Here is an 11804-nt window from a genome sequence, read left to right on the forward strand (position 1 = left end):
GAACTCTCCTTTCATTTTAAACCACTAAATATATGCTGAAATCTAAATAAAATTTCCAGGTCATTTTTTACATAAAGCGAAGGGCTTAAATTTAAATCATAGTCCATATTTCTACCCTTATCAGGGCACCTAGGTACAGTAAAAACCTGCCCCATATTTAGAAGGCTTAAATTTCTTTCATGTATGAAATGATATTCACTTTCTAAGGAATTTAATATATCTAAAGAATTTTCTAAACATACCTTAGAAAGATTATATATGGCCTCCATGGGAGCATTTTTTATGAAAGTAGGGGAGGTATAGGGCAATATTAAGTTTACTGAAGGTAAAAGGTTTCTTTGAGGAAAACTTCCTCTCCATAGGGCATCACCGCCTATAAAGGGATATAGAGAATTTTCATTAAACCAAATTTTAAGTCTAGGAACAAAATACACACTATCTACTTCTCTTTTCTGCATATCCATTAAATCTTTACCACGGCCGGATAATATACCACACAAGATTTTCTTTACATAGACGCCTTGCTTTTTAAACAGGGGATCTAAAGCCTTCATTCTGTATCCTTTATGTAATATATTATCTACTAAAATTACAGGTCTTTTAAAAGATTTTATCATTTTAACCTGTGATTCTAAGTCTAAATAGTAGGGGAAAGGCCCTATATTAAAATCTTTCATATCAGCATTAAATAACTTTTCAGTATGAAGGGCCTTAGTAATTGTATTAGGTATAATGTACCTTTCTAAAATATCTCCATAGGGTACACACATGGCAGAACCTATTGTAGGAGGCACAGCAGCTTCAGTGGGTACTTGATTTTCATAACATATCTTTCTAATCATTGATTGATGAAGCATGTTACTGTCAAAGCTCAGCATTAATTCGCCAGGATAAAGCCTATTTAATGCTATTTGAAGTTTCCTCCGTGAAGAAGCAATCACAGCTTTTATTTTAGCATTGCTTCTAAATGGTTCCTTAAGTAAATTTTCTGTGTCTAAATTTAGTACACATGGTGTACTCATATCCACAACATAGGTTGGATTTAAGGAATCCTCTGTACTAATTTCAATAAAACCCTGCAGTTTAAGTGTATCATAAATTGAGGATGAGGCAGCATGGGTTAAAATATTCTTAAATATTGCGAATTGATAGTCCCTAGATAAACAGAAGGCCAAAGTTTCGGTTATAAGTATTTGTTCAAGGCCCTTAAATTTATCAGTGTTTTTTACCTCAAGGCAGTGAATCAAAATCATTCTGCCAAGGCTATTATCTCTTATATATTGGCAGATTCTTGTATCCCTTAATTCATCATATAGTGCACTTGATCGTACCCAGTGAAAAAGGGAAAAACCAATAATTTGATACTCATCTAAAGTATCTATCAATAGAACAATTCTACCAGAAGGCTTTTGCAGGGCTTCAGTAATTATGTTAATAAGTGACTCCCTATCAATATTTGTAATAGACACTAGATCATTTATTTTTGACTCTAATTTCTCATTAAAGCTTTCTAGTATTTCAACTTTAAATCTAAGAGATGTTATCGAAGATTTTTCAAGTGGTTCCTTTTGATAAAATCCATTGTCATAAATATATTGCTGTACCAGTGGATCAATAAGGCTTGAAATATCCCTGTTATCATCAATGTAGTTTCTTATTTGTGTTGAGCTTATATCAGAATACTTTTGAGGCAAGGTAAGCCAAACAATTTTACCTGTAATACTTTTTACTGCTTCTTCTAATCTTTTGCTTTTATTTCTTTCAAAAATTATGTGATTAAAGTTATGAATAGTGCCATTGCCGATAGCAGCCTTGTAGGAGGAGGCGTTAAGTAAAACATCGCTTCCAATTGCTATGTAAAGCTCAGAGTTAATAAAATTTTTTTTCAAATCATAAAGGTCTACAGCATTAGCAATATTAGTGGACAAATTATGAGGATATAAATAAATATTTAATTCATCTGCAATTGACATACTTAAAATATTACGCCGTAACATATTTGGCAGAGTTTTTTTAGACCAGGAAAATTCGTCAACTGATAAATATACTTCAAACCCAAGATCTCTAATATCTTTTGCAATTTCCTTGTGGCTTAAGGAAAATGGGTCAAAGGTACCTGGGAAAAAAGCAACTTTATCTGGTATAGGAAGTTTTAAAACTCCAAATAAAAAAATATAATCAGATATAAACCTATAGATATTGTTTAAGGCAGCGGAATTCGCTAAAAATAAAAGTTCTTCATTTTTATTATCAGTAATTAAGGTGATTATTTTTTTACCAATAAGTTTAAATATATGTTCCTTTTCTTTATAATCTAAAAGTTCTGTTCCAAAAATATCTTTACCAATTACGCTCAAAGAAGTTTGCTGAACCTTTGTATCATAGTCTCCAAGTGCGTTTAATATAATTCCCAGCATGGAAACTAATCTTTTTTCTAAGGCTTCATAACTTTGAGTAAATCTTAAGCTGTAGGATGGATAGTTAGATAAGGCAACACCAATTGTTTTTAATACAAGTGATTTAACATTTGTACTGGAACTTTTAATTTTAGCCTTTAAATCCTCTATTATCTCATCCAGCTCAACAGGCTGCAGAAATAGAATAATTCTGCCAATATAATAAGGTATATATTCAGTAAACTTATTACCTTCAATTTCTAATGCTCTCAGAAGTTCAACAGATACCTCGTTTCTTTCAGCTAAAGATAAGCTAGGCATTAGCTTTAAAATTGCTTCACCTGCTGAATTGCGGACACTTTCAACAGCACTAACTTTTAATAAATTACAAAAATGTATAGCTGAATGAAGTCCATTAGCTTGAATATTTTTAATTGTATACTCTTGTAATAATAATATTTGACTCTTCTTTCTAACCCAGTCTGTTGCTGTTTTTAAATTGCTTAAGAACATATCAGGAATTTTCTTTTCATCATTTTTACAATATAATTGAAATATTTCACTCATATCTTCTAAGGTTAAGTATTGAGTGATTTTGTATTTATAATAGTTTTCAGAGGGGATATTACTTTTTCTATGTTTTAATGTAAAATAATTTTTTATTTCCCCTATAAATGAATTATTGGGCGGAATTAATGGAAGCATTTTGTACAAGGTCTCTAGTGAACTGATTCTTAAGGAAATACTATGTTTATTTAACATAGCTAAAACAAAATCAAAAATGGGCTTTAGGCTCGTTTCAAAGGGCTCTAAAGGTATTTCCTTCATGGTTTCAAGAAGAAATAAAAGCTCATCAGAATTTCTGCTTTGGATGTTTTCATAAAATTTTATAAGCACCATTCTATATTGAAGTAAAGTATCCTCTTTACAGTTTTTAAACAAGGAATTAACAATTATGCTTATGCTGTAGCCCATTAAAAATCTATGTGCAGGTATAACCTTTCCACCAGGTGAAAGTAGGTTTTCAATATATTCGTTTAGAAGTTCATAGCTTGTAAGAGCTGGTGATTCCATCTTGACATTTTCGGGAATTTCCTTTCTATAATCCTCATCGAAGATTGAAAGAAGAGTTCCTATTAATTCTGCACAATGCCTTCTTATGTCGTCTTCAGGGTGAACTAGGTTTTCAAGCAGAAACTTAAGAGTTTGTAATTTTTGATTCTGAGTTAAGTAAGTAGAGTACTCCTGAAATATACGCAAATATTCTCTTAGATTTTTCCAATCTGTTTCACTTCTCGCCATTTCTAAAATATGCTCTAAGGAATACTCATCTCGCAGCTGATACATTAAATTTATATTGTGATTTATAGCAAGATTTTTTAAGCTTTGGATTATTTCTGTACCCTGCATAAGAGAATAATTTTGATTTAATTCTTTGCTTATCCATTTCATATTAGTTATTTCAGTGCTAATTCCTAAGTCCAGCATATAATCTTCAAAATCTTTAAGCTTATTATATACCTTTCTATATCTTTTCTCCTTAGCCACATCAACATTATCAAGCTTTTTAAGTATTACATTAAAGGAATCCTCCAATGTAAAAATACACATTTTTTCGTTTTCACCGTTTCTTTTATTCTTTACCCTGAAATCAGAATAGATAAGTACCAAGGATTCAATTGGAAGATTTTCAAGTTCTAAATCCCAAGTGGAATGATTGATTGCTATATTTCTAATATAGTTTATGCCATAACGTTTAAACCAAAGGTCAGAATAGTAATAATGAAGGTAGGGAACCCTTTTTAATTCTGAGCCTTTACAACCATATTTACCAATATCATGACCTGCTGCGGCCCCTGAAACTCTTCCTAGGTCTATAGGTATACCGGCTTCCTTCAGCTGCCTTGCTATAAATAAAGCAAGAAAATGTACACCGCAAATATGATCAAGGGTATTAAAGCCAAAAACTTCTCCATTTAGTTTCATCATTTCATAAGTATAATTATGTTTAAAAGCCTTTAAGAACTTTCTATATTCTTCAGGATATTCCAGAGAATTTTCTTCCTCTAAAGTAAGAAAATCCATTGGATATAAACTTTGCCATGTGCCATCCTCTGAAGTTTTTTGAACCTCTGCTATTATCCTAAGTACTCTTAAGTAAAATTCACAAGCAGAATTATAAGCTGGGTTAATTTTAATAGTTACTGCTTCAGGAAATGATTTAGCTAAGGTGTATTGATATAAATAATCAAGCCAATTATCAGGTTTACTAAAAGGTACCAAATTGTCAATTATTTCATTACATAAATACAGAACTCTTCTACAGCTATAATCATTATCGCAAATTAGGTCTTTTAGATTATTTTTAAAACTATCAGCTTTCAAGCTGTCATTAACGATATTAAAGGGGATGTTTAGCTTATTTAACCAATTTAAGCTTAATAATTTTCTATTTAGTTTACTATACAATTTTTCAAATACTAAATTATTCATGTAATCCTCCTTTTGAAGAAATTATATGTATGCAATGGTTATCTTTAGTAATTATAAATTACATTATATAACTATATAAATCATTTTCATAGATAGAAATTAAAAATGTAAAAATGCAAAAATGGCATGCATATGAGTTATTACTTTGAATAATAAGTCATATGCATGCCATTGCCTTTTTATCTTGGTATTAAATATTGGCAAAGGCCAAAGAGATTATATAAATTCTGAGTACCAGTCATATCTATGTAGTCCATTGGAAATGTGCCATCCCACGGGTATATAGCCAAGTATTTTTCGTTGTAAACATTAATAACATACTTTTCTTTATCAAAAGTTAAAAAAAGCTTGTAGGCTGGCTTTTCAGGAAGGTTCTTTGGCTTATCTATAAAATTATATGATTTTAACCCTTTAGTAAAGTTTTTAATTGTATTAAGGTCATCTTTGGAAAGTTCCTTTTCTTTATAAAAATTTGTATCTAATACTTTTACTTCTATATTTGAGTCTTTTATCAATAATTTTGCTATAAGATTTGTGTAATAGTATAAATTAGGCTTCTTTATTGTTAAAGTAAAGTTATTTATAACAACATTTCCAAACTTAGCACTGCAGCCGAAAAAGAAAATTGAAGTTATTAAAGCTGCAGATAATGTTAAAAATTTTTTCTTCAAAATATCACCTTTAATCTTATTCTCTAATTAACATATGAACAATAATTATTTAATATTACTGAAAAACTTTAGCCCTATTCTAAAAAAAGTATAATCTTATAGATTTAGGATATAGTTATTAATTGTATAGTTAATTAAAATGGAGGTATAACTCATGATTGTCGGTATTCCTCAGGGACTTATGAACTATAAGTATTACCCTTATTTTGAAGTATTTTTTAAGGAATTGGGAGTAAATGTTCTAACATCTAAAAATACAAATAGAGAGATATTTAATGAAGGAGTTAAGTACTGCACAGATGAAGCTTGTATTCCAATAAAGGTTTTTCATGGACATACAGCATATTTGAAAAATAAATGCGATATGATTTTTGTGCCAAGAATCATGCAGCTTAATAAAAAAGAATACATATGTCCAAAATTCTGTGGACTACCAGAGATGATTAAAAATAACATAAATGATTTGCCGCCATTAATAACAAGTACGATTTACGCCTATGATAAGAAACATTTACTAAGGGCTGCAAAGGAAGCAGCAAGTGCTATTACTAGGGATAAAGAAAAGATCAATAAAGCTCTAACTTCAGCATTACAGATTAAAAATATTGTTGCTGAAGAAAACAAAAATATTTACAAATATAAAATAGGACTTATTGGGCATCCTTATAATATTTATGATAGCTTTGTAAACATGAATGTGGTGAATAAACTGAAAAGATTAGGAGCTTCAGTTATTACAGAAGATAACATTGCTAAGGAATTTATCGAAATGGAAGTTAAGTGTCTATTTAAAAGGCCTTTTTGGGCTTTTGCAAAAGACTCCTTTGGAAGTTCTGTATACCTTGCTCGAAATAAAGTGGTTGATGGATTAATATATATATCATCTTTTGCCTGCGGGATTGATTCTATAGTTCTTGAGCTGATAAAAAATGAAATTGGAAACTTTCCACTTTTAACAATAAAATTAGATGAACATACTGGAGAAGCAGGGGTTGATACACGATTAGAGGCCTTTGTGGATATGTTAGAAAGGAGGGAATTTAATGAGAATTACCTTTCCTCATCTAGGTAATGTTAATATTGCAGCTAAGGCATTGTTTTCTGGACTTGGAATAGACTATATAATGCCCCCTCAAAATAGTTACAGGGCTCTTGAAATAGGGTCATCATATTCACCTGAGGAAATATGTCTTCCATTCAAGCTTATGATAGGAAATTATATTGAAAGTATAAAATTAGGTGCTGATACTGTACTAATTACAGGAAGCTGCGGTCCATGTAGATTTGGAGAATACTGCGAGCTGCAAATGAATTTACTGAATAAATTAGGCTTTAACTTAGACTTCATTGTCTTAGATCAGCCTTCTGATATTGGTGTTAATGAGCTTTTGTATAGATTAAATAAAATAAAAGGGGCAAGTAATAAGAATTTTATAAATAGAACGGTGGCAGTACTTAATGCAATAAAAATTAACAGCTTAATGGATAAATTTGAAGCTGACCTTCACTATAAGGCAGGTTTTGAAAAAAATAGCGGTGAATGTAGTACTTTATTAAAAGAACTGAAAAACAAATTAATAAGCTGCCCAAATGCAGAGGATATGAAAAGTATCCTTAAAGCATACTTTAAAAAGCTAAGAAATATTGAAATTGATAAAAATAAAAATCCATTAAAAATTGCCATTATAGGAGAAATTTATACCATAATTGAACCCTTTGCTAATATGTACTTAGAAGATAAGCTTATGGAATATGGTATATGCAGTAAGCGAAAATTATCACCTAGCTGGTGGGTTAAGGACACTTTATTATCACCTTTAAAATTAGATTCTTTAGCAATAAAAAAAGCAGGAAAGGATTACTTAAAGCTTGGAATTGGAGGCCATGCACAGGAATGCATTGGTGAAGCAATGATGGCCAAAAGAGAGGGTTTTGATGGGGCAATTCAAATACTGCCCTTAGGATGTATGCCTGAAATAGTTTCAAAATCTATTCTACCTGTTATTTCTCAAAAGGAAAACTTTCCTATTATGTCTTTAGTAATCGATGAAATGACAGGAGAAGCTGGCTATATCACTAGGCTAGAAGCTTTTATTGACTTACTTGAGAGGAGAAGGGAAAATGTATTTTCTAGGAATTGATCTAGGCTCTGTAAGCACAGACTTTGTCTTAATTGATGAGTATTATTGTGTAAAGAAAGAGCTATACTTAAAAACCAAAGGAAACCCAATTAAAATTATTAAAGAAGGCTTAAAAATTTTAAAAACTGAATTTAAGGATGAAGAAATTGCTGCTGCAGGGGCAACTGGAAGCGGAAGACATATTTGTGCAGCAATTATTGGAGCAGATATTGTTAAAAATGAAATAACTGCACATGCCGTAGCAGCACTGCAGTATGATAGCTCCGTAAAAACCATTATTGAAATTGGAGGTCAGGATTCAAAAATTATATTAATTAATAATGGCATTGTTACTGATTTTTCAATGAATACAGTTTGTGCAGCAGGAACCGGTTCTTTCATAGATAGACAGGCAGAAAGACTGGAAATACCTATAGAAAAGTTCGGTAATTATGCAATGCTGTCAGAGAATCCTGTTAGAATCGCAGGAAGATGTGCCGTTTTTGCTGAATCAGATATGATACATAAACAGCAGCTTGGATATAATGAGGCTGATATTATTGCAGGGCTCTGTAAAGCCTTAGTTAGAAATTATTTAAATAATGTTGCAAAGGGTAAAACCATACAAAGCAAAGTTATCTTTCAAGGAGGTGTCGCTGCAAATATTGGAATCAAGGATGCCTTTGAAAAGGAACTTGGCATGAAGGTGATTGTACCTAAGCACTATAATATGATGGGAGCCATTGGAGCAGCAATACTTGCAAGTGAAGCAGTAGCAAAGAAAAAATACAGCTTATTCAGAGGGTTAAGTTTAGCAGAAAAGGAAGTCTACTCAAGAAGCTTTGAGTGTGAGGGCTGCACCAACAATTGTGAGATTTCAGAAATAAAGGATGAGAAAAACATTTTGGGCTATTTTGGAGATAGATGTAGTAAGTGGTCAAACATTTTAAAAACAAAAGATGATAATGAAAAAAAAGCTATAGTATAAATTTAAATTAATTGTAAATCCTATGGTTAACTTATTCCCACTTATAAAGGAGATTAAACTTATGGATGATCAAGAAAATTTAAAAATTAAGGAGAAAAACAATTATTTAAATCCATCTGATATAGTTAACGGAACTGCAAATTTATACGAAATTAAAGAAAAAGAAATGGAAGCAGCACTTAAAGATATTTATAGGGAAATAGGATACATGGAAATGGATTAAAAAATAGTCTTTTGGCTCTTTTTTCGAATTACTTATACACATAAAAGATATTACATTGGAAAATCTAATATATGAAAGGGGAGTTTATTATGAGTGGAAAAAACAATATTAGGAAAACTCAAAATAACAAAAAGGAAGACGGAGATTTTAAAAAGAAAAATATATCACATGACCCTATAGCTGAAAGTGCTAAGGCACTTCATAACGAAGTGGGCATTAGATAAAAAGGAGAAGTATCATGAGTCATAAAGAAACAAAAAAATCAACAAAAAAAGAAAACAAAAAGCCCTCTAAGCCTGAATTAATTCAGGAGGATGAAATGGAAAAACATAAAACAAAGGGATTAAATAGGGGTGTATAAATATGACAAAGGAAAAAAATAAACATAAGGCAAAAAATAAAGAGCCCAATAGAGTAAGTATAAGTGAAGAAAAGGATGATAAAGGACCTAGAAGAAAAAAAGTAACAGATGAATTTTAAATAAAAACCCTGTACAAATGTACAGGGTTTTTATGGTGCCGGTGGCCGGACTCGAACCGGCACGGTTTCCCGCATGATTTTGAGTCATGTGCGTCTGCCATTCCGCCACACCGGCAAAATTACATTACTAATATTAGCATAGCTTCATAAAAAAATCAATAAAATATTTTAATTGTCATTTATAATTTAAATAAAATACAATAAAGGTCTTTATTATATTTCTGATTTAATGTAAAATAATGAGGAATTAAAGGTTAATTTATAAAAATCGGAGGCAGCAATGAACAAACTGTTAGAAGCAATTATTGAAAATAATAGACATTTTACTATAAATGGGAAAGTAGCATCTTACATACCTGAACTAATTAAGGCAAATCCAGATGCTCTAGGGATTTCAGTTATAACCTTAGATGGTGAAGAATACTTTGCCGGAGATTACAACACAAAGTTTTCAATACAGAGTATTTCTAAAATTATAAGCTTAATGTTAGCTTTAATTGATAATGGCCGTGATAGAGTTTTTTCAAAAGTAGGTGTTGAACCAACGGCGGATGCATTTAATTCTATCATTAACTTAGAAACAAAAAAAATTCAAAAACCCCTTAATCCTATGATAAATGCAGGTGCCATAGCGACAGTTTCCTTGATTTCAGGAAAAACTGGACAGGAGACCTTTGATAGAATTTTAAACTTTACAAGAAAAATTACTGGAAATCCTACTATAGATTTTAATGAAGAAGTTTATAAATCCGAAAAAATTACTGGTGATAGAAATAGAGCATTAGCTTATTTTATGAAGAGTATGGGAGTCATCGAACCTGAGGTAGAAGCTGTCCTTGATGTTTATTTTAAACAATGTTCCATAGAAGCTACCTGTAAAGATATAGCTAAAATAGGTGCAGTACTTGCAAATGATGGTATACTACCCTGGAGCGGAGAAAAGGTGGTACCAAGAAATGTTGCCAGAATTGTAAAAACAATTATGGTAACCTGTGGTCTTTACGATGCTTCCGGAGAATATGCAGTTGAAGTTGGAGTTCCTTCAAAAAGCGGAGTTGGTGGAGGAATTTTAGCTGCAGTTCCAGGTAGAATGGGTATCGGTGTTTATGGACCTGCCCTTGATTTAAAAGGAAATAGTGTTGGTGGTATTAAGGTTTTAGCGGAATTATCACGGGAACTAGATTTAAGCATATTTTAAATGAAGCCTATTAGGCTTCATTTTGCTATAAAATTAAAGTTTGCTGAAAATTATAGCTTTGTAATATTTTAATAAACAAGGAGGCAAATATGTTGAAGTATTTAGATGCAGGTGAATCGCATGGCAAAGCCTTAGTGGCTGTAATAGAAGGGCTGCCTTCCAATTTTAATATAGATATAGATTACATAAATAATGAATTAAAACGAAGACAAAGTGGCTATGGAAGAGGAGCTAGGATGTTAATCGAAAAGGATAAAGTAGAGATTTGGTCTGGAATGAGAGGAACTTATACTACTGGAAATCCTTTAACCATGGTTATATATAATAGAGATTATGAAAACTGGAAGGAAAAACTAGGTAAAAGGGCAAATGAAAATGAGGCTATTACAATTCCTAGGCCGGGCCATGGAGACTTAGTTGGATATATAAAATATAATACCGGAGATATAAGAGACGTAATAGAAAGAACTTCTGCAAGAGAAACTGCAATGAGAACGGCTGTTGGTGCTCTTTGTAAGGATATGCTTAGAGAACTAAATATTATTGTAAGAAGTAAAGTAAACAGTATAGGAAATATTTGTGATGTAAATACATATTTGTTTGATAATAAGAATTATGAAAAAATAGAAGAAAGTGAAGTAAGATGTTATAATAATGAAATAGAGGATAGAATTAAGAAAGAAATTGATATTTGTAAAGCCGCAGGGGAAACTATTGGAGGAAGTATATTCCTTTCAATAAAAGGAGTACCTATAGGAATTGGAAGCTATACCCAGTGGGATATGAAGCTTGATGGTATTTTAAGTAGAGCAATTATGTCACTACAGGGTATTAAAGCCGTAGAGTTTGGTAACGGACTTAACCTTTCATTAAAAGGCTCAAGTTTCAACGATGAGCTTTTCTATGAAAATGGAGGCATTATAAGAAAGTCTAATAACGCTGGTGGAATTGAAGCAGGTGTTTCCAATGGTGAGGATATAGAAATAAAAGCGTACATGAAGCCAATTCCCACAGTTAGAAAGGAAATAAATACCATAGATTTAAAACATAAGAAAAACATGAAAAGCAGATATGAAAGATCTGATGTTTGTGCAGTGGTACCCGCATCAATAGTTCTAGAAAATATATGTGCTTTTGAAATACTGAAGGAACTGCTAAGTAAATTTCCAAGTGAGGATTTTAATTTACTAAAAAAAAGTATTGAAAATTATAATAGAGAAATTAATGAGAGATAA

Annotated in this window: 10 protein-coding genes and 1 tRNA gene; 8 read left to right on the forward strand and 3 right to left on the reverse strand. The window is 31.4% G+C overall.

Going from position 1 to position 11804, the window contains the following annotated elements:
* Positions 1 to 11: 11 nt before the first annotated feature.
* Both ACJDUH_RS06575 and ACJDUH_RS06580 read right to left on the reverse strand, forming a co-directional pair.
* Positions 12 to 4889: a cytidyltransferase gene (locus tag ACJDUH_RS06575; RefSeq protein ID WP_406764357.1), complete on the reverse strand. Its 4878-nt coding sequence runs from the start codon at positions 4887 to 4889 to the stop codon at positions 12 to 14.
* A 179-nt stretch (positions 4890 to 5068) separates the two neighbouring features.
* Positions 5069 to 5560 carry a DUF4883 family protein gene (locus ACJDUH_RS06580; protein ID WP_406764358.1) on the reverse strand — a complete coding sequence of 164 codons (492 nt, stop codon included), beginning with the start codon at positions 5558 to 5560 and terminating at the stop codon, positions 5069 to 5071.
* Positions 5561 to 5714: 154 nt separating this feature from the next.
* On the opposite strand from ACJDUH_RS06580, the gene ACJDUH_RS06585 reads away from it, so the two are divergent.
* From ACJDUH_RS06585 to ACJDUH_RS06610, 6 genes are all read left to right on the forward strand, one after another.
* Positions 5715 to 6632, forward strand: coding sequence for an acyl-CoA dehydratase activase-related protein (locus ACJDUH_RS06585; RefSeq protein WP_406764359.1), 918 nt, complete (start codon positions 5715 to 5717; stop codon positions 6630 to 6632).
* On the forward strand, positions 6604 to 7701 hold the full coding sequence (locus tag ACJDUH_RS06590; protein WP_406764360.1) for a 2-hydroxyglutaryl-CoA dehydratase: 1098 nt from the start codon (positions 6604 to 6606) through the stop codon (positions 7699 to 7701). The genes ACJDUH_RS06585 and ACJDUH_RS06590 overlap by 29 nt, the downstream gene beginning before the upstream one ends.
* Entirely contained in the window at positions 7682 to 8668 is a 987-nt protein-coding gene (locus tag ACJDUH_RS06595) for an acyl-CoA dehydratase activase (RefSeq protein WP_406764361.1), read from the forward strand. The genes ACJDUH_RS06590 and ACJDUH_RS06595 overlap by 20 nt, the downstream gene beginning before the upstream one ends.
* Before the next feature lie 61 nt (positions 8669 to 8729).
* On the forward strand, positions 8730 to 8891 hold the full coding sequence (locus ACJDUH_RS06600; protein WP_406764362.1) for a hypothetical protein: 162 nt from the start codon (positions 8730 to 8732) through the stop codon (positions 8889 to 8891).
* Positions 8892 to 8980: 89 nt separating this feature from the next.
* A complete protein-coding gene (locus tag ACJDUH_RS06605; RefSeq protein WP_406764363.1) occupies positions 8981 to 9115 on the forward strand; it encodes a CPC_1213 family protein in 135 nt (44 codons plus the stop codon).
* Positions 9116 to 9129: 14 nt separating this feature from the next.
* Positions 9130 to 9252 carry a hypothetical protein gene (locus ACJDUH_RS06610; protein WP_406764364.1) on the forward strand — a complete coding sequence of 41 codons (123 nt, stop codon included), beginning with the start codon at positions 9130 to 9132 and terminating at the stop codon, positions 9250 to 9252.
* A gap of 152 nt (positions 9253 to 9404) precedes the next feature.
* Here the strand turns inward: ACJDUH_RS06610 and ACJDUH_RS06615 are convergent.
* Positions 9405 to 9486 (reverse strand) — tRNA-Leu (locus tag ACJDUH_RS06615).
* Between the two features lie 165 nt (positions 9487 to 9651).
* Here ACJDUH_RS06615 and glsA point away from each other — a divergent pair.
* Together glsA and aroC are read left to right on the forward strand one after the other, a co-directional pair.
* On the forward strand, positions 9652 to 10569 hold the full coding sequence (gene glsA / locus ACJDUH_RS06620; RefSeq protein ID WP_406764365.1) for a glutaminase A: 918 nt from the start codon (positions 9652 to 9654) through the stop codon (positions 10567 to 10569).
* An 89-nt stretch (positions 10570 to 10658) separates the two neighbouring features.
* Positions 10659 to 11804 (forward strand): chorismate synthase, encoded by a 1146-nt coding sequence (aroC, locus tag ACJDUH_RS06625; RefSeq protein ID WP_406764366.1) that lies wholly within the window; start codon positions 10659 to 10661, stop codon positions 11802 to 11804.

Origin of the sequence: Candidatus Clostridium radicumherbarum (assembly GCF_045310525.1) — a bacterium.
Classification (GTDB): Bacteria; Bacillota; Clostridia; order Clostridiales; family Clostridiaceae; genus Clostridium_AT; species Clostridium_AT radicumherbarum.

Coding starts and splice junctions, on each gene's coding strand:
- ACJDUH_RS06590 (WP_406764360.1), top strand. CDS start 6,604: ATGAGAATTACCTTTCCTCATCTAGGTAATGTTAATATTGCAGCTAAG.
- aroC (WP_406764366.1), top strand. CDS start 10,659: ATGTTGAAGTATTTAGATGCAGGTGAATCGCATGGCAAAGCCTTAGTG.
- ACJDUH_RS06600 (WP_406764362.1), top strand. CDS start 8,730: ATGGATGATCAAGAAAATTTAAAAATTAAGGAGAAAAACAATTATTTA.
- glsA (WP_406764365.1), top strand. CDS start 9,652: ATGAACAAACTGTTAGAAGCAATTATTGAAAATAATAGACATTTTACT.
- ACJDUH_RS06585 (WP_406764359.1), top strand. CDS start 5,715: ATGATTGTCGGTATTCCTCAGGGACTTATGAACTATAAGTATTACCCT.
- ACJDUH_RS06605 (WP_406764363.1), top strand. CDS start 8,981: ATGAGTGGAAAAAACAATATTAGGAAAACTCAAAATAACAAAAAGGAA.
- ACJDUH_RS06610 (WP_406764364.1), top strand. CDS start 9,130: ATGAGTCATAAAGAAACAAAAAAATCAACAAAAAAAGAAAACAAAAAG.
- ACJDUH_RS06575 (WP_406764357.1), bottom strand. CDS start 4,889: ATGAATAATTTAGTATTTGAAAAATTGTATAGTAAACTAAATAGAAAA.
- ACJDUH_RS06595 (WP_406764361.1), top strand. CDS start 7,682: ATGTATTTTCTAGGAATTGATCTAGGCTCTGTAAGCACAGACTTTGTC.